Annotated in this window: 19 protein-coding genes; 3 read left to right on the forward strand and 16 right to left on the reverse strand. The window is 40.2% G+C overall.

What is annotated here, in order from left to right:
• Positions 1–152: 152 nt before the first annotated feature.
• Positions 153–923, reverse strand: a complete 771-nt coding sequence (gene pgeF, locus G322_RS0110035) for a peptidoglycan editing factor PgeF (protein WP_022941659.1) — start codon at positions 921–923, stop codon at positions 153–155.
• A gap of 98 nt (positions 924–1,021) precedes the next feature.
• Entirely contained in the window at positions 1,022–1,990 is a 969-nt protein-coding gene (gene rluD, locus G322_RS0110040) for a 23S rRNA pseudouridine(1911/1915/1917) synthase RluD (protein WP_022941660.1), read from the reverse strand.
• A gap of 176 nt (positions 1,991–2,166) precedes the next feature.
• Between rluD and bamD the strand changes: the two genes are divergently transcribed.
• The gene (gene bamD / locus G322_RS0110045; protein ID WP_022941661.1) at positions 2,167–2,958 is read left to right on the forward strand and encodes an outer membrane protein assembly factor BamD; all 792 of its coding nucleotides are present in this window, start codon (positions 2,167–2,169) and stop codon (positions 2,956–2,958) included.
• Positions 2,959–3,014: 56 nt separating this feature from the next.
• Here bamD and glnB read toward each other — a convergent pair whose 3' ends face one another.
• The gene (gene glnB / locus G322_RS0110050; RefSeq protein ID WP_022941662.1) at positions 3,015–3,353 is read right to left on the reverse strand and encodes a nitrogen regulatory protein P-II; all 339 of its coding nucleotides are present in this window, start codon (positions 3,351–3,353) and stop codon (positions 3,015–3,017) included.
• Between the two features lie 121 nt (positions 3,354–3,474).
• On the opposite strand from glnB, the gene G322_RS20440 reads away from it, so the two are divergent.
• Entirely contained in the window at positions 3,475–3,978 is a 504-nt protein-coding gene (locus G322_RS20440; protein ID WP_022941663.1) for a GspH/FimT family pseudopilin, read from the forward strand.
• A gap of 18 nt (positions 3,979–3,996) precedes the next feature.
• Here G322_RS20440 and G322_RS0110060 read toward each other — a convergent pair whose 3' ends face one another.
• The 12 genes from G322_RS0110060 to murJ all read right to left on the reverse strand — a co-directional run bounded on the left by G322_RS0110060 (position 3,997) and on the right by murJ (position 17,964).
• Complete coding sequence (locus G322_RS0110060) at positions 3,997–4,305, reverse strand: TapY2 family type IVa secretion system protein (protein ID WP_022941664.1); 309 nt, start codon at positions 4,303–4,305, stop codon at positions 3,997–3,999.
• 10 nt (positions 4,306–4,315) lie between these two features.
• On the reverse strand, positions 4,316–4,729 hold the full coding sequence (locus tag G322_RS0110065) for a type IV pilin protein (protein WP_028866560.1): 414 nt from the start codon (positions 4,727–4,729) through the stop codon (positions 4,316–4,318).
• A 121-nt stretch (positions 4,730–4,850) separates the two neighbouring features.
• Positions 4,851–8,270, reverse strand: coding sequence for a pilus assembly protein (locus G322_RS20445; protein WP_022941666.1), 3,420 nt, complete (start codon positions 8,268–8,270; stop codon positions 4,851–4,853).
• 45 nt (positions 8,271–8,315) lie between these two features.
• Positions 8,316–8,768 carry a hypothetical protein gene (locus G322_RS0110075; RefSeq protein ID WP_022941667.1) on the reverse strand — a complete coding sequence of 151 codons (453 nt, stop codon included), beginning with the start codon at positions 8,766–8,768 and terminating at the stop codon, positions 8,316–8,318.
• Positions 8,761–9,753, reverse strand: a complete 993-nt coding sequence (locus G322_RS0110080; protein WP_022941668.1) for a PilW family protein — start codon at positions 9,751–9,753, stop codon at positions 8,761–8,763. The genes G322_RS0110075 and G322_RS0110080 overlap by 8 nt, the downstream gene beginning before the upstream one ends.
• The gene (gene pilV, locus G322_RS22260; RefSeq protein WP_169337473.1) at positions 9,750–10,340 is read right to left on the reverse strand and encodes a type IV pilus modification protein PilV; all 591 of its coding nucleotides are present in this window, start codon (positions 10,338–10,340) and stop codon (positions 9,750–9,752) included. Before pilV ends, G322_RS0110080 begins: the two co-directional genes overlap by 4 nt.
• A gap of 187 nt (positions 10,341–10,527) precedes the next feature.
• Positions 10,528–11,472, reverse strand: coding sequence for a 4-hydroxy-3-methylbut-2-enyl diphosphate reductase (gene ispH, locus G322_RS0110090; protein ID WP_022941670.1), 945 nt, complete (start codon positions 11,470–11,472; stop codon positions 10,528–10,530).
• Positions 11,473–11,474: 2 nt separating this feature from the next.
• Positions 11,475–11,924 (reverse strand): FKBP-type peptidyl-prolyl cis-trans isomerase, encoded by a 450-nt coding sequence (gene fkpB / locus G322_RS0110095; RefSeq protein ID WP_022941671.1) that lies wholly within the window; start codon positions 11,922–11,924, stop codon positions 11,475–11,477.
• Positions 11,924–12,442 (reverse strand): signal peptidase II, encoded by a 519-nt coding sequence (lspA, locus tag G322_RS0110100; protein WP_022941672.1) that lies wholly within the window; start codon positions 12,440–12,442, stop codon positions 11,924–11,926. Before lspA ends, fkpB begins: the two co-directional genes overlap by 1 nt.
• 79 nt (positions 12,443–12,521) lie before the next feature.
• Complete coding sequence (gene ileS, locus G322_RS0110105) at positions 12,522–15,353, reverse strand: isoleucine--tRNA ligase (protein ID WP_022941673.1); 2,832 nt, start codon at positions 15,351–15,353, stop codon at positions 12,522–12,524.
• A gap of 52 nt (positions 15,354–15,405) precedes the next feature.
• On the reverse strand, positions 15,406–16,335 hold the full coding sequence (gene ribF, locus G322_RS0110110) for a bifunctional riboflavin kinase/FAD synthetase (RefSeq protein WP_022941674.1): 930 nt from the start codon (positions 16,333–16,335) through the stop codon (positions 15,406–15,408).
• Positions 16,336–16,401: 66 nt separating this feature from the next.
• Positions 16,402–17,964: a murein biosynthesis integral membrane protein MurJ gene (murJ, locus tag G322_RS0110115; protein WP_022941675.1), complete on the reverse strand. Its 1,563-nt coding sequence runs from the start codon at positions 17,962–17,964 to the stop codon at positions 16,402–16,404.
• A gap of 282 nt (positions 17,965–18,246) precedes the next feature.
• On the opposite strand from murJ, the gene rpsT reads away from it, so the two are divergent.
• The gene (rpsT, locus tag G322_RS0110125) at positions 18,247–18,507 is read left to right on the forward strand and encodes a 30S ribosomal protein S20 (protein WP_022941677.1); all 261 of its coding nucleotides are present in this window, start codon (positions 18,247–18,249) and stop codon (positions 18,505–18,507) included.
• A gap of 157 nt (positions 18,508–18,664) precedes the next feature.
• On the opposite strand, the gene G322_RS0110130 is transcribed toward rpsT, so the two are convergent.
• On the reverse strand, positions 18,665–19,006 hold the full coding sequence (locus G322_RS0110130; protein ID WP_022941678.1) for a LytTR family DNA-binding domain-containing protein: 342 nt from the start codon (positions 19,004–19,006) through the stop codon (positions 18,665–18,667).
• Positions 19,007–19,221 lie beyond the last annotated feature (215 nt).

A 19,221-nucleotide genomic window follows, 5' to 3' on the forward strand; every position in this document is an offset into this window, starting at 1 on the left:
CCAGTCATTTCAGGTTTTTTGGAAACAATTAAGGATCGGCTTCAAAATTACTTGCGCTTTTGTTTTAAAAACAACCAGTCATTTCAGGTTTTTTGAAAACAATTTAGCGCAAGTTATTGTGTAACGATCCCTTCAGGCTTTTTGAAAACAATTTAACGCAAGTTATTATGTAACAATTCCTCAGTGATATAAATTAGCGTTGCCATGCGACCTGTTTTTCCATCACGACGGTAGGAGTAAAAAAGATCTGGCTCACTGAAGGTGCAATGCGTTGATGCCGTTATTTCAGCCACATTAAAAGGGGCTAAACGTAAACGGGCGAGTTGATGTAAATCTGCTAGATAACGATCTTGATAAACAGTGAAGGCACTCTTTGCTTGTACATCCTGATCAATAAATTCATCTCTGACTTCAGCGCCTACTTCAAAGGCACTTTTTCCAATACAAGGGCCAAGCCAAATCAATAATTCACCGCTCATCATTTTTAATTCATCACAAATAGTGGTAATTGATTGTTCAATAATACCATCACACAAACCACGCCAACCTGCATGAATGGCGACAACAAACGCGCCTTTTTTATCGGTAATTAGCACAGGCAAACAGTCGGCAGTCATCACCACACAAGGTCGATTTTTATCCGTTGTCCAAGAGGCATCCGCTTCAATGCCCAGCTCGGTTTTATGATGAAGCTTTAAAAGTTGCGTACTATGAGTTTGATTTAACCAACAAAGGGACGGTTTTAGGGGGAAGTTTTGTATTAATAGCTGACGATTTAAAAAAACAAGTTCGCAGTCATCTTCAACATGCAAACCTAAATTTAACCCCGCATAAGCACCTTCACTCACACCACCCATTCGGGTAGTAGAAAATGCTTTAATATGTGTTGGCGCAGACCAGTTTGGGGTGATTAGGTTAAGCATTGGGGTATCCACAAGTAGTTTACCAACCTAAAAAACACAATAGGCGAAGCTAAAGCATCACTTCCAAAACAATAATTTGTGCCTTGGAAATGGTCACTCTATTTTTCGTAGAAAATCGCGTCGGCACGTAATACTGCTGCTAATTTTTCCATGTCTTCCGGCACTGGCGCATGCCACTCCATCAACTCACCGGTAATGGGGTGATCAAGACGTAACATGATTGCATGCAAAGCTTGGCGTTTAAAGGCACGTAGCGTTGTTGTTAATGCTTCAGAAGCACCTTTAGGTGGACGAGGACGACCACCATAAACAGGATCGCCAGCGAGTACATGACCAAGATGTGCCATATGCACACGAATTTGGTGAGTACGCCCTGTTTCTAAACGCAGACGTAAACGGGTATGAGCACGGTATTTTTCAGCGACACGGTAATGAGTAACAGCATGTTTGCCGCCAACTGTTGCAACCGCCATTTTTACACGGTTTACTTTATCACGGCCGATTGGCGCTTCAACACGTCCACCCGCTGTAAAAACACCCATCGCAATAGCATCATATTCACGGGTAATTTCACGTGCTTGTAAACTTGTTACTAAATGCGTTTGTGCAGGAATTGTTTTAGCGATCACCATTAAACCAGTGGTGTCTTTATCTAAACGATGCACGATACCTGCACGCGGTACTTCTGCAATGTCAGGATAACGGTATAAAAGTGCATTTAAAATTGTCCCATCAGGATTACCCGCACCCGGATGTACCACTAAACCTGCAGGTTTATTGATAACTAGAATATGTTCATCTTCAAAAATAATATCTAGCTCTATGTTTTGCGCTTTAAATACTACCTCATCTTCTAAGAAAGCATTAATTTCAACCGTTTGATGGGTGTACACTTTTTGACGAGGGCGATTAACAACCTCACCATCAATTTGCACCATCTCTTCTAAGATCCACTCTTTAATACGCGTACGAGAATAGTCAGGAAATAACGATGCCAATGCTTTATCTAAACGGAAACCTAATTGCTGTTCGGTCACTTCTGCGGTTAGGTGTAACTCTTGACTCATATTCTATTCTCTTCTTTTTGGGCACTAATTAGGGCGTTAGTAATAATTAATAAATTGGTATTTAAGCATTGTAATGCAATTTTGTATTTTTTAACTTTTCTTTTTCAAACCGATAGCAGATACTGTGTGCTTATCATTCTAAATTTTAGAAAGGCATAATAGGCATTATAACACTTATGAACAAGATCCTCAGACTATTAACCACCTCAGTTTTTATTATTATTTTTACTGTCGGTTGCTCATCGAAAAAAAATGAAAAACCCAAAGTCGATGATAAAGCACCTGTTGAACTTTATGCGGATGCAAGTAAAGCACTTGAATCTGCCAGTTATGAGAAAGCGATAGAAGTATTAGAGGCACTAGATAGCCGTTATCCTTTTGGCCCTCATTCTGACCAAGTACAGCTTGATCTCATCTATGCTTATTATAAAAGTAATGAAACCGCACTAGCCTTAGCAAATATTGATCGCTTTATGCGCCTTAATCCAACCCATGAAGATCTGGGGTATCTTTATTACCTACGTGGTTTAACACACATGGCAACGGACCAACAGTTCTTCCAAAATATGTTTGGTATTGATCGGTACAATCGCGACCCAAGTCATTCACTGCAAGCATTCAAGGACTTTAATCACTTGATTAAATTTTATCCAGAAAGCCAGTACGCTGTTGATGCTCAACTGAGAATGGTCTTTATTAAAGACCGATTAGCACGTTATGAGATAGCCATTGCAAAGTGGTATATAGAGCGTGAAGCTTACATTGCAGCGATTAACCGCAGTAAATTGGTACTAAATAACTACCCAGACACAAAATCTGTTGAAGATGCTTTGGGTGTTTTAATCGTCGCGTATAAAGAACTTGGTTTAGTAGAGCCTCGTGAAAATGCACTGGCAGTATTAAAATTAAATTATCCCAAGAGCCGCATTGTAAAACGCAGTGAACGTTGGACTTTGTTCGATTGGTAAGACGAATTAGCGGTCAGTTATCTATTTGCAGCTGACCGCTAGCAACTACACCTATACTATACCGCTTCATCATCCTCTTCACCGGTACGGATACGAATAACACGCTCAACGGGCATTACGAAAATTTTACCATCGCCGATTTTACCTGTTTGTGCAGTGCTCATAATCGCTTCAATGCACCGCTCAACATCCTCATCTTTTACCACCAGCTCAATCTTAACTTTAGGTAAAAAATCAACCATATATTCTGCACCACGATAAAGCTCTGTATGCCCTTTCTGACGACCAAAACCTTTTACTTCTGAAACAGTCATGCCATTGATATCAATATCGGCAAGGGCCTCACGTACATCATCCATTTTAAAGGGTTTAATTATCGCTTCTATTTTTTTCATATGGTTCTCTTTTTATTAACTAATTGTTTTGTACTTTAAACCTAATTGATATAAATATACAGGCAGAAACCCAAAAACAAGATTACACTCATAGATTATGTTTCGCTATTAAGGTGTTAATATGTACGCTGCGCGCGGTTTTACGCTTCTCGAACTCATTATCGTATTAATTATTAGCACCTTGCTAATCACAATTGGTATTCCAGGTTTTCAAACCTTAATACAAAATAATCGTTTAACAGCCGTTGCCAGTGGTATTCAAAATAACCTTCTTTTCGCACGCAACCAGTCTGTAAGTTATCTCAATTATGTAACCGTTTGCCCCCTTGAAAATAACGCATGCACAAGTAATTGGATCTCTGGTATTGATGTGTTTATCGACAGTAATAAAGATGGCAGTTATGACAGTGGCGATGTGTTATTAAAAACGGGTGATCGGTTTAACAGTAATGACACCCTTGTTTTCCCGAGTAACCGTATTACTTTCACGCCAGACGGACAAATAACAGGTAGTGCAGCTAAATTTAGATATTGCACGGGTGATGAGCGAGTAGGTGTTTCTATCGCTTACAGTGGCCGTGCAAAAATTGTATCAGGTGATACGTTTGCAGATTGTAATCCATAACATTGCCCAATAAACGTTCTAAAAAGGGGTATTTTCTTCAAGTGTTACAGCCTCTCTACTTTTGAAAGTACTTTTGATATCAACACACTCATACGCCTGTATTATCTTTTGTTCTGTCACGCCATCTTGCATAAAAACAGTGCGTGCAGTTAGGCTTTCTACAAATGGCTTATCCTCTTTTTCAGTATGGACAAAGTGGTGCACAATATCACTTTTGTCCTCTAGCTGTAGATGGCATTTTAAATGTATTCTCTGGCTCTCTTTTGCCAGTAACGAGGTTGAAAGAGCGAAGCCCACAACCAATATTAATCCCAGTTTAGTTTTCATGTTAATCTCCTTATCTCCAGCAATTTGTACCATTCGCATTGGTTGCTATTTTTTCATGATCTTGGGTAATAGATAATGTTGCGCAATCAGTGTCTGCATCTTGTGGCGATTTTGCAGTCGCCGTTAATTTAAATCCAACCGCGGTAGAAACTGCCGAGCTAGTTTCAATCCAATAATAACCATTTTCGGTAATAAAGGGGTCGGCCCCCATGCCTAAATCACTGTTTAAGTTAGTGGCATACACATGGTGATCGAGATAATACATCTCTTGTCTATTAGCCAGCTCTATCAGCATAGTTTGCGCCTCTGCACGTCGTGTTTTTTGTACATGACCGAGATAACTAGGGTAAGCAACCGCACTTAATATGCCGATAATAACAATTGTTATGAGCAACTCAATCAGTGTAAATCCGTTTTTTTTCATTTTATGCTCTTCTTCTTTTTTATAAAAAACATTTAAAGATAAAATACCCAAGGCTAAAGTCTCACTTCCAAAATCAATGCGATATTTCATAGGAAGTGGACTTCATTCAGCTTGTTAGTGGCTAATTCTCTTTAAAGTAGCTGTAGATACGACGTGGCATCATATCGGTATTGGTATCTACCGTGCCTTTATAAATAACCTCTTGCTGCTTAGTTTCTTCATTATAAATAACCTGTTTATCTCCTTGTCCGACACCTAATAAACGGATCACACTTTTCTCTTGAGCATCTACACCGGCATGAATTACCAGAGAATCTGGCACACGAGAGCCAATACTGACTTTCGCTATCGACTCCTCATTATCATTTTTAAAATAACTTGCCCCAGTGTGAAAATCAATCGCATATAACCATCCGAGCCCTAAATCGCCAACACCACAGCCAATATTAATCGTTGAGTTAGGCACAAAAGAGGTGAAGTATGCAATGCCTTCCAATACCGCACCTTGCCCTAATGATTTCTCGCCAATACCTGTAAATGCATATTTCCATCCCTTACGGGCACTTATATCGGCATAAACATCGAGTATTTGTGAGCCACTGTAGTTACCCACAGGATCACCTTCGATACTATATAAGTCATCAATAGTGCTTATTGCAGGTTTAGCTGGAAAGCCAGTCACACCAAACAGAGTGGGCAAAATGGCATAATCATGCAGTGAAAAATAATAATCATTCACTTCAATGCTGGATGCGGGATGCGCGCGATCGCCAGAGCCAATTAATATGCCGTCATAGGGGATCTTTTTGTAGGAGAAAATATCATCACTTTTAGTCACCTTATTTTCATAGGTACGTACAATAACAGGTGGCGTAAAGAAACGTCTGTCTTCCGCAATAGAGTCACTGGCGAGGCTCGCTATTTTAAGTGTTGACCATTTACTGGTATCGGTTCCCACGAGATCCATCCGCCAAATATTACCACCCGTATCACCCGTATAAATACGATCAATAAAACCATCTGCATCTGCATCTAGCAAGCTGACTTGGCTTGGTATGCTGTCGCGAATACAATGAACATCATCTGCAGCGCAACTCCCCCCATCCGTTGACCAAATTTTACTGCCCGTTAGTGCATTCACAATATAAACCGCACGACCAGTAACATCATTACAAGTTTCTGTCGTTGAAGGGATACAGCTGTCTTTATTGGTATCATAACCGCCACCAAAAACAAGACCAGGGCCTTTCATTTCAGTACCGCCCACTTTATATGAAAAAAGTCCAATGCTTGGCATTGACCATGTTTGTGCAAGCTCTCCAAAACCCGAACTACTTGCATCTATTTTCCAGAGAAGTTTAGGTAAATCAGGGCTGGTAATATCAAGGGCATAATAGCTACCACCACCACGGCGCATACCGACAATGGCAATAATTTGACTGACACTACCATCTCCCTCAATCACTTTAATGGCAATTGGCGAAAGATCCATACCATATTTATGTGTACTTGAGGCAGGTACATCACGCAGGGAGAGGCCAAAATTAAGTAACTCTTCAGGAATAAAGGCCCAGTTCTCAGTGACAAAATCATTACTGCCAATATCATTATCGGTAAACATATGTAAAAAACCGGCATTGGTGCCCACTAATAAACGCACCACATTATGCGTATTTTCAGTGTAAGTGATAGCAAGTGGTTTAGAGTGTAATGGGTCGCCAAAAATATCACTGCGGTAATCTGTTACCACACTATTACCATTTTGATCATCAACATCTAGCCCTTTTAACCAATTCAGCGTGTCGCTTAATGAGCCGACTTCTAGATTTAACTCAGTGGCTAACTCAGCATCCGTTGTTATCGAGTAAAACGCTTTGAGATTGGCTATATTTGGCTCTTTAAGTGTCGTTGTATTAATATCACTGAGAATTTTCCGTGCAGTCACATCCCCTAACATAGAAGCAATACCTCCCTCAGCAACGGCATTACCATCTTCTACACCTCCCCAATAGGTTGAAGCAGAATCTTTGATATTACCGTCCGCATTAATGGCAGGTACACCAAGTCTGTCCACCAAGACCCCCTCTGCGTTCATGGTCAGTTTTTTAATATTACCCTGCCATACAGGCAAGTTACTGGGCATAAACATCGAATAATAGACAGAGTTTAAGCTGCGTGTTCTATCAAAATTGTTATTTGCAATTGCAGGTGATGAAAGGCTTGATGAGCTATTTAAGATATCTAAAATAGTTGCCTGAAACGCTTTCTGTAATGCAATAGAACTTGTTGCCGGGTAATATTCCCCTCCCCCTCTAATTGCTGTTTCAGCGAGTAGACGTCCGGCAGCATCAACAGCACTTTGCCCAAAACCGATAGTATAAGTCGTTATATGCTGGTCTCCATTAGTTGTATCACCATCAATGTCAGAGTTGTTCATCCACTCTGCAATGGTAGGCATATAGCTATTTTCTATGCTTCCACCGCCCGTTAAAGTAGCAATAATAGAGTTAGCGTTACCGTCATTGGTCGGTGCACCATCGGTCATTAAAATGATATAAGCACGCTCCTGACACGCTTTAAATGGGCTAATATAAACACCACTACTTTCAGCCTTTGTATCTCTACTAGGTGTGGAGTTACTATCATCATTACCATAATAAACGCCTTTGCCAGCATAATAACGGTACGCTTCATACATACTTTCACAAAGCGGTGTCCATCCAGAGGCATTAAGATCATTTACTTTGGCAATAAGCGCTTGTGACTGTGCGGTATCACGACTCATCACTTTATCAACAATGCGCCCTCCATGTGGCCCTGTATCATCGTTACGATTAAACACTTGCAAACCAAAATCAACCGATGGCGTGCTTTCAATCAAACTTGCAATCGCCTCTTTTGCTATCAGTAAACGACTTTTACTTGTCACCCCTACCGTATTATACCAATAGATGTAATTAGCAGAATATAGCGTGACAGCATCACTGCCAGAAAAAACATTATTGACTGTTGAGATGTAAGGGCCTGAACGGCCATCTTTTGGAAAGCCAGAATCGTTAGTGGTCGCAGGATTACTAGGATCAGCATTTGACATATCTTCCTTACATTCAAAGAGCTCACCATTATTACCCGATAATGTTTTCCAGCGAGAACGAGAGCTTTTCCATCTGTTTGGTACCCAGCGTCTCACATTACCGTTATACACCCCCGTTGAGTCGAGTATGGAAATCGATGCCTGACAGTTATTTTTATTGATGGAAAAATAGTTATTACTGTCTTCATCAGGGGTATCTCCGCCTCTTTTTGTCCAATATATTTTATTAGCATCACTACCCGCACCGTAATCACGGCTTGCATCGTAAGGTTCAAGTACTATCTCCTCTGAACTGCGCATGCTACCCGAGGTATCAAAAATAATAAGTACCTGCGGCCGAATACCATTTTGCGCACTCACATCCGAAACAAACAGCTCAGTATCATCCGCACCTAACAATGCGCAATATGAGCATAATAGTGTTGCTAATAACCGTTTAATAAACATGATCTTCTCCCTTTGTCTTATCGACAACTACCTTGCATTTTTAAATTAATTTGCGATAACAGGTTGCTCAATACCAACAGCCATCACATTTTCTGCCCATTTAGCACCACCCGTTTTGGTGCGCCCAAATTGATGTATAAAGTTAACTTGCAGGTATTTACATTTAAAATTCGTCCCACTGGCTTTCATGCGTCGTTTACAATTTATATCACCCTTTACCTCATCGTTTACCTCAACAGAACTAGTCACATCCCCATAAGAAAAGATGGTCTCAGTAGTTGCTTCCGCAAATGATTGCGCACTATTAGAACGATGCATTACTTCATTCGCAGCACTATTTAAGAGAATATTTGATTCTCCTTGTAATACACGTGCATCAATCATTTTCAACCCTAAGAAGGTATTACTCATCACCATCATCCCTAATATCAATAGCAGAGGCAAAATAAGCATGGCGATAAAAAGGGCGATGCCCTGCTGTTTATGTAAGCTAGTCATTGACTAATACCACGCTGTTTTGGAAAAGGATAACCGTTGAAACTAACTCTCGTTTGTAACTATCATTGGCAGCGGGAAAGGAGTAATCTCCTAATTGATAAGTATTTCTATTGGTATAACCCGCTGTTTTCTTTAGCGATTTAACTAGCAAAAAAACCTTAATGCCAATCACCCTGCCCGTATCCCAATCATTGGCAGTGACCTGCTCAGTACCCACAAAGGCGTGCACCGAGCCATCTCTATTACTGGCAATTAAACGGTCTAAAGCAAACATGAATTGCATATTTTCGACCCCTTCAACTAACACCTCTTGGCGTATCATTTCATTAGCGCGCAGTGTTAAACGGCGTAATCGCCCCACTTCTTCAAATTTATCAAGGTAATAAACATGATGTATGTATTCCCAAACAGGTTTCACCGAAGCACTGGCTAAAGCGCCTTTGTAAACGGTTAATGATTCGGTATTAATATCTAGATAAAATCGGTCTGAAAAATAGTCTTCATCCTGCTGAAAACCACGCACGCGTTTAAGGGAGATATAATCACTGCCTGCGACCAAACTGGTATTACTCTCTCCATCATCAAGGCATCCCATCTCTAAACTACCGATAAAAGCAGGTATGGTGGATGCCCAAAGTGGACGATACTTTCCAGAAGCAGGAAAAGATCCACTGGCGACTTCATCTAAACAATCATCACTGACAGCGATTGAGGCACCATTTAATTTCCATAAACTTTTGTTTTCACCTGTCGCCTGCGCAAAGAAATTCGCTTGCTTAAGATCGCGGGAAAGTAGCTGCAGTGCAAAAGTTGCATTTTCTTGACGCTCGCTACTGCCAAGTGCTTCATTGGTTGCGTGCTGACTGGAGACAAAAACAGTTAATAAACTCGCCGTTAAAAACAGTGAAAGCATGATCGCTATCATTAATTCAACCAGTGAATAACCCGTTTGTTTTTCTGGAAAATAATAATAAGTACTATTCATGATGACTTACTAATATAGGTTTCAATACTTAATTGACGACGATACCTATTTGCAGTACCACAAGTTGCGGTTAAATCTGTTGAGCTAGGATCAGGGGCCGCATCTTTACTTTTAACCGTAGAAAACCAACTGATAACAACCTCAACTAGCTCTCCATCTGAGCCAGCAATGGCGCTAACAGCAATACAAGCATCTGCTTCGATCAGCCCATTCTCACCTGATGTACTGTTATTGATTTCAGCGCCTAAGAACTTCTGCTTCCATTCATAAAGATCGTTTTTTTTAATATCTTCGCCACTACAATTTGAAAAGACACCATCTGAATTAACACAATCTGGTGCAGATAAATTAGCATCAGATAAACTATCAACAGCATAACTATTACCCGTTTTCAGTAACCATAATCGATTGAGTTGCATCCGTTCGGTAATATCAGAGATAAGAGAGTTAGCGAGAGTTCGCTGTCCGATTTCGATGGTAGATTTGACCGCAGTAGACTGCATTCCAGCAAGTCCGAGCAGACCTAATGCGAGAATGAAACCGCTGATCATTATTTCAATTAAACTAAATCCATTATTTTTTTGCATAAAATAATCCATTATCTACCTTTAAAAAAGGCTTCCAACAGGTAAGTATAGTTCGGGTTGAACATTAGAAATCAATAAAAGACAAAACTGATATAAACACTAGCTGATCTCCTAACAAGAAAAGAAAGACAAAAAAAAGAGCCCATTTACCAAAATGATAAAGGGGCTCTTTTTCAATACGTTAATGCTAGTCGACTAATTTAATACGCAGTTCAGCAGGTACTTCAAAAACAGTATTTTCTTTAACACCTGGATTTTCAATGACCAAAGTGCCACCGAGTGTTTGTAACTTATCAATAACCGCTTTTACCAATACTTCTGGCGCAGATGCACCCGCCGTGACGCCTACTTTATTGACGTTCTCAAACCAATCACAGTTAATATCTGTCGCATTATCAATAAGGTAAGCATTTACCCCTTCACAACTTGCTTTCTCACGTAAACGATTTGAATTCGATGAGTTGATCGATCCTACCACTAAAACAAGATCGGTAATTTGTGCGAGATCCTTCACTGAATCCTGACGATTTTGGGTGGCATAACAGATGTCATCTTTACGAGGCCCTTCAATTTCAGGAAATTTCTCACGCAATGCATTGATAATACTCGAAGTATCATCCACAGAAAGTGTGGTTTGCGAGCTATAACAGAGATTTGTTGCATCTTTAACCTGCAATTTAGCCACATCTTCAGGTGACTCCACTAAATAGATCCCACCTTCTGGATTATCATATTGCCCCATTGTCCCCACGACTTCAGGGTGACCTTGATGACCAATAAGAATACACTCTTGCGCACGGCGACTCGCACGAGTCACTTCCATATGCACTTTAGTTACTAGCGGACAAGTTGCATCAAACACTTTTAATTCGCGCCGTTTAGCTTCATTACGTACGGCTTGTGATACACCATGTGCACTGAAAATAACAATGTTATCATCAGGGACTTCATCTAACTCTTCCACAAAAACGGCCCCACGGGCTTTTAAACCATCGACCACATATTGGTTATGTACGACTTCATGGCGTACATAAATAGGCGCAGGGAAGATATCTAAAGCACGCTCAACAATTGAGATGGCACGATGAACACCCGCACAAAAACCACGTGGATTCGCTAAAATTATTTCCATTATTATTCCTCAATCACTTCAAGCACATCAACATCAAAGGTTAAGACTTGTCCCGCGAGGGGATGATTAAAATCCACAGTCACACTGTCAGCCACTATTTCACGAACAATCCCCGGTAGCTCACTGCCATCAGGTTGGGTAAAACTAATAATCGTGCCGACTTCCGCGGGTACGTCATTGCTAAATTTACTCAGTTCTAAATGGTGAATATTATCAGGATTAGATAAACCAAACGCATCTTCTGGTTTTAGGGTAAAGGTTTCTGATTGTCCCTCTGTAAGCCCTAATAAACAGGCTTCAAAATTAGGCGTTAAGCTACCATCACCCATCACAAATTTAGCAGGTTTATTATCAACCTTACTACTATCAACCGCTGAGCCATCTGCTAAGCGAATGGAGAAGTGCATCATCACTTCACTGTTATTGGTTATTATTTTTTTTGGGGTAGTCACTATTTAGTTTCCTTTTCATCTGTCTTCTTTTCATCAACTTCAGGATAGAGTATTGAGCCAATAATAATCATCGTAGCACCAATAAAAATAGCCATATCAGCTACATTAAAAGTCGGCCAACGATAAAATCCGAGATCAAAATCTAAGAAATCCACTACATAACCAAACATTAATCTGTCCATTACATTACCAATCGCACCCGATAATACTAAGGTGAAAGCGATATTTTCCCAACGTTTAGTCACGCTGTTTTTCTTTAATGAATAAAGTAAAAAAGCAGAGACAGCAAACGCAATGGAGGTAAAAAAGTATTTCTGCCAACCACCAGCATCACTTAAAAAACTGAAAGCGGCCCCGTAATTACGCGCATAGGTGAAGTTAAAAAATGACAAAATTTCATAAGACTCATAGAGTTCGAGTGCTTGTACTGTCCAGTATTTAGTGACCTGATCAATAATTAACATAATTACACTGATCCACAACCAACGTAATCCTGACTTTTCGGTGTTCTCTGTCATTTAGTTTCTCATATCAATGCTAAAAAAAACGCCTTAATAGTTAAGGCGTTTGATAAACGAGTGAGTGATTTTGCTTAAGTTAAGCAAACTGACGAGTTTCGCCTTCACCTTCAATATTGTTAATACAACGAACACAAAGTAGAGGATGTGTTTCATCACTGCCTACGGTTTCATTGTGGTGCCAACAACGATCACACTTCGCATGAACACTCTTTTCAACAGCAACGAATAAACCTTTAACATCTGTTTTAACCGCGTCTTCAGGTGCATCAGTGAATGCTTTCACGGTTGCTTTTGAGGTGATTAACACAAAACGCAATTCATCCGCTAAACCATTCAATAAACGAGCAACTTCAGTGTCGGCATAAAGCGTTACTTCAGCTTCAAGCCCTCCGCCAATCACATTATCTTTACGTGCTAGCTCTAACGCTTTATTTACTTCAGCGCGCACTGCAATTAATTGTTCCCATGCGTCATTGCCTAATGTTTCATTGTCTGATAAACCAAATAGGCCATCATACCAAACACCGGTGAAAACAAACTCATCACGTTCGCCCGGTAAACGCCCCCAAATTTCATCAGCCGTAAAGCTTAAAATGGGCGCCATCCAACGTACCATCGCTTCAATTAAATGGTACATCGCAGTTTGACAACTACGGCGGGCAACACCTTCAGATTTTGCAGTATATTGACGGTCTTTAATGATATCAAGGTAGAAACTACCCAGTTCAATTGAACAGAAGTGGGTTAATTTTTGATGCACAGCATGCAGGTTATATTCATTGTATGCTTCAATAATTTCTGTTTGCAGTGTGTCTGCTTTTGCGACTATCCAGCGATCTAATGCCACCATCTCTTCACTTGCCACTAAATCTGTTTTTGGGTCAAAACCATTTAAGTTTGAAAGCAAGAAACGCGCAGTGTTACGAATACGGCGGTAGCTATCGGCACTACGGTTTAAGATCTCATCAGAAACGGTGATTTCACCCGTATAATCTGTCGAAGCAACCCATAAGCGCAGTACATCTGCACCTAAATTATTGATCACTTTCTGCGGTGACATAACGTTACCCACAGACTTAGACATCTTCTTGCCTTTCGCATCAACCACAAAACCGTGGGTTAATACCTCTTTGTAAGGGGCTTTACCTTTAATTGCCATGCTAGTCATCAGTGAAGATTGGAACCAACCACGATGCTGATCTGACCCTTCAAGATAAAGGTCAATATCCACAACACCATCGTCAGATTTATATTCATCACGTACCCCAACAACGGCTGAGTGTGTTGTGCCTGAATCAAACCAAACATCTAAGGTATCCGTTACTTTACGGTACTCTTGTGCTTCAAACCCTAATAGATTTTCAGCATCTAAATCCCACCAAGCTTGAATGCCCTCTTTTTCAATTTTAAGGGCGATAAGCTCCATCATTTCAACACTGTTAGGATGTAATTCGTCCGTTTCTTTATGAACAAACAGGGTAATTGGTACGCCCCATGTACGTTGACGAGAAATACACCAATCAGGACGATTCTCTATCATCTTCTCAATGCGTTGCTCACCCCAACTTGGGATCCATTTAACATTTTTAATTTCACCAAGCGCACTATCACGCAGACCTTTTTGATCCATCGAAATAAACCATTGTGGTGTTGCACGGAAAATGATCGGTGTTTTGTGTCTCCAACAATGTGGGTAGCTGTGGTTCAAGGTAATATGGCAAAGCAGTGCATTTCTTTCCGTTAACACTTCAACGACTTTATCATTCGCTTTGAACACATGCAGACCTGCAAAAAACTCAGTATCTTCACGGAATACACCGTTATCACCAACAGGATTTGCGACTTCTAAATCGTATTTCAGACCTACAGAGTAATCGTCTTGGCCGTGACCCGGTGCGGTATGAACACAACCAGTACCTGCGTCAATAGTGACGTGATCGGCAACAATCATAGGTACTTGTAGGTCTAAGAATGGATGGTTGAACAGTTGTTTCTCTAAATCAAGACCAGTACAAATCGCTAATGTTTTAGCATCTTCAATGCCATAACGTTGCATTGCGCTATCGACTAATTCAGTGGCAATAATAAGACGACGCTCACCCGCTTGTACTAATGAATATTCAACTTTAGCAGCCAGTGCAACCGCGCGATTAGCAGGCAGTGTCCAAGGTGTTGTTGTCCAGATAACAGTACAAATCTCACCGGTTCCTAAATCATCGCTTTCAGCATTGAAACAGCTAAGTAGCGCATCATTGTCAACCGCGGTAAATGCCACATCAATCGCTGGGGATCTTTTATCTTCATATTCCACTTCCGCTTCTGCTAATGCAGAGCCACAATCTGTACACCAATGCACAGGTTTAGAGCCTTTATGAAGATGATCCTTTTTAATGATTTTAGCTAGCGCACGCACGATGTTTGCTTCAGTTTCAAAGTTCATCGTGAGGTATGGGTTTGCCCAATCACCGAGTACACCTAAACGCTGGAAATCTTTAGACTGGCCAGCAACTTGGCGCGCTGCGTATTCACGACATTTAACACGGAACTGAGCAGCATCGAGTTTTTTACCCGGCTTACCATGTTTTTTCTCAACTTGAAGCTCGATAGGCAAACCATGACAATCCCAACCAGGGATGTAAGGGGCATCAAAGTCAGAAAGCGTTTTTGATTTGATAATAATATCTTTAAGAATTTTATTAACCGAGTGACCGATATGAATATCACCATTCGCATAAGGGGGGCCATCATGCAAAATAAATGTTTTTTTACCTTTTTTAGCTGCGCGGATCTTGCCGTAAAGATCGTTGCTGTACCAATTTTTCAACATATTGGGTTCACGATTGGCTAAATTTGCGCGCATCGGAAAACCCGTTTTAGGTAGGTTTAGTGTACTTTTATAATCACTCATCGGTTTTTTATTCCATATTACGATTGTTAATATAATTTAATTAATTAGTTAGTTAACTAAGCAGATGCCACTGTTTGGCTTGCTTGATATCTTTGTCTATTTGAATTTTTAGTTCGCTAAACGAATCAAACTTAACTTCGTCGCGCAGTTTTTTCTCTAATACCACTTCGAGTTGCGAACCATAAAGATCCCCCTCAAAGTTAAAAATGTGTACTTCTAACTGTTGTCGCTCGCCATTAAGCGTGGGTCGCGTACCAATATTGGCAACACCTTGATAAATCTTTGCATTAATACCTAATACGCTCACCACAAATACACCTGAAACAGGTGCAACGCGGCGCTTTAAAAATAGGTTTGCAGTGGGTACGCCAATCGTACGCCCTAATTTTTTACCGTGGCCGACTCGCCCTGCGATACTGTATTTTCGCCCGAGCATGGTTGCAGCTTCTGTTAGCTCACCCAGAGCTAAAAAGTCACGAATACGGGTACTACTAATGCGCAGTGCATGTTGTGTTAGACTTTGCGTATCAACCACTTCAAAGCCATGCTTTTCACCCGCTTGTTTAAGCAACTGAAAATCACCTTTACGCTGGTAACCAAAGTGAAAATCATCACCAACCACCAGATATTTCACATTGAGTTTGCCAATCAATAATACTTCAATGAAATTTTGTGCACTAATATTGGCAAATTTTTGGTTGAATGAAACACACAACAAGCGATCTAATTTTAGTTTTTTAAGCTGCACAAATTTATCTCGCAGACGACTTAATCGAGCAGGGGCATTCTTACCCAAAAACAGCTCTTCTGGCTGAGGCTCAAAGGTCATCACCGTTGCGGGTACATTGAGACGTTTTGATTCAATCAATAAACGTGATAATACCGCCTTATGACCCAAATGAATGCCATCAAAATTGCCAATGCTTAAAACACAGCCTTGATGCTGTGCTTTAAGATTATGAATGCCACGTACTAATTCCATTGTTCTACTTTTTTAAGCTACGAAAAAGAGAGCGATTATATCGCACAATGAACAACTTATCAGCACTCATTTTGACGAAATTTTAAAGTGTCGAAGTCGCAATCCTATTAAAGCAGCACAGATAAAATAGGTCGTTACTCCACCCGCAATTAATGCAAACAGTTTATAGCCTGATTCAAACAATGAAAATGTACTCCACTGTGCCAGTGTAGGATTGAAATAGAGCATCGAAATTGCCATCACCAAACCAGAGACCACAATACGAATTAATACCGAAACAGTCTCAGGTTGTTTTTTATAAACACCCTGCTTGTATAAACCAAACCATAACATGCCGGCATTTAACGTAGCAGAAAGCGAGGTTGCAATCGCCAATCCTACATAACCATAAGGGATGGCAAAAATAAGATTGAGCACCATATTACTGACCATGGCAATAATGCCAAATTTAACCGGTGTTTTAATATCTTGGCGTGAGTAATAGCCCGGCGCAAGTACTTTTACCATCATAAAACTTAACAAACCAGAGCCATAAGCAAACAGACTCATTGAAGCCATACTCACATCTTGCATATCAAACTCACCACGCATAAACAGCACCCGTAACATTGGCTCTGCAAGTACGATCAAACCGAGCATGGCTGGGAAACCAAGCATAGTGACCATGCGTATACCCCAATCAATGGTTTTAGCAAAATGATCATCAGATTTATTGATATGTGATGCAGAGAGGCTAGGTAAAATGACGGTTGCAATCGCGATACCAAACAAACCCAGCGGAAACTCTAACAATCGATCCGAATAGTAAAGCCAGCTAATGGAGCCTGTTTGTAAAAAACTGGCGATAAAAGTATCCAACAACAGGTTAATTTGACTCACTGACACACCAAACAGCGCAGGAATCATCAGTGTACGGATTTTCACTACGCCCGCATGATGCCAATCCCACTTTGGCTTAACTAACATGCCCTCTTTGATCATAAAAGGAATTTGGAAGAAGAATTGAATCGCGCCCCCTAATAAAACACCAATCGCCAACCCAAACTCAGGTTGCGCTAATTGTGGCGATAAAAACAGCGCACAACTAATAATGGCAATATTAAGAAATACAGGGGTAAACGCTGCAACAGCAAACTTGCCAAGGGTATTTAAAATGGCACCAGAGAGCGCAGTAAAGGTGATAAACCATAAATAGGGAAAAGTAATTTTTAACATATCGGAGGCTAACTCAAATTTATAAGCCTCTGCCCCCCCATTAACCCACTCTAAAAACCAACCAAAACCAAACAGTGCAGTAATAACACCCGAGCCTAATACACCTAAAATAGTGATAACAGTGACAATGGTGCCTAAGGTTCCAGAAACAGCTGCAATCAGCTGTTTTACCTCATCACGCGATTTAGTTTTTTCATATTCCGTTAAAACAGGTACAAACGCCTGTGCAAATGCGCCTTCTGCAAACAAGCGACGCAAAAAATTAGGAATTTTATTGGCGAAGAAGAAAAGATCGGCAGCTGCCCCCGCCCCCATCAAATTAGCAATGACAATATCACGCACTAAACCTAATACACGCGAGATCAGTGTCATCGCACTGACAATCATCCCTGACTTTAATAATTTTTTACTCACTGAGGTATTCCTGAAATAAATTTTGAAAACGCATTTTATAGCTAAAAAAGTACAACATAAATAAGAACAACAAAATAATCGCAAAAGAAAAGGAATTAATCTCCTGTAAATTTGCATCTACAGCGCGTTGAGTATAAAATGCGCGCAAGTTTAACCACCTGTGAAAATTCATTGCAGTTTTTACAGCGGTTAGTAAGAAACCATTTGACAATGTAGATGTAACAAGGCATATTCCACGACCTTTGATTATCACTTGTTATACAGAATTTAGGAGTTAAGGTCTTGGCTAATATCAAGTCTGCTAAAAAACGCGCTATTCAATCTGAAAAACGCCGTAAACATAACGCTAGCCGTCGTACAATGATGCGTACTTTCATCAAGAAAGTTATCGTCGCTATCGAAGCTGGTGACAAAGAAGTTGCTACAACTGAGTTTGTTAAACTACAATCAGTTTTAGACAAGTTCGCAACAAAAGGCTTAATCAACAAAAATATGGTTGCTCGTAAGAAAAGCCGTCTTGTTGCTAAAATTAAAGCGCTTTAATTTAATAGATACGGCTTTTATCCGCCTTCTGTTAAATTTAGCTAAAATTAAAGCACTTTAATCGAGTCTTTAATTTAAAAGCGAAAAAGAAAAAAACCGACTTATTGTCGGTTTTTTTGTATCTGTTATTTCTCTACTCTCCTAACACGCATATCTTCTACTGAAACCAATGAGGGTAATTAATTCTTAACAGGGGTAAATAAGAGCGACCTATAGGCAGTTGTAATGTTTCTAGTTGAATCACATGAGACATGCGTGAAACTTGCGTGACTCTGAGTACTTTATTAGGGTTTACTAAGTAAGAGCGGTGAATATGTAATAATACATTATCATTAAAGTACTGTTTTATCCCCCGTAGACGCAAAGTCACATAAGTCGGATCTTTCACGCCCTTTAGATACAAACCACTATAGCCTTTTGCTGCTTGTATATATTCAATCTTTTCTTTCTGGGATGCTATCTCATAAAGCTCAATTAATAATCTTGGCGTTTTTACCATTTGGCACAACTGCTCTCTTACCATGTTGATTTGCGATATAAGTGTTTTAATAAAGAACACTTGATCACTGTTACGTTGCGAAACATCGTAAATAACAAATGAGTAATCTAATAACAGACATTGATCAGAGCCCTAGCTGACTTTTTCTGTTTTATACAAATATTCAGCATGCCCACCGATAAGATGAATGATTTTTCTCCTTAACTCATCCAAAC

It is taken from the genome of Psychromonas hadalis ATCC BAA-638 (assembly GCF_000420245.1).
Taxonomy (GTDB): Bacteria; Pseudomonadota; Gammaproteobacteria; order Enterobacterales; family Psychromonadaceae; genus Psychromonas; species Psychromonas hadalis.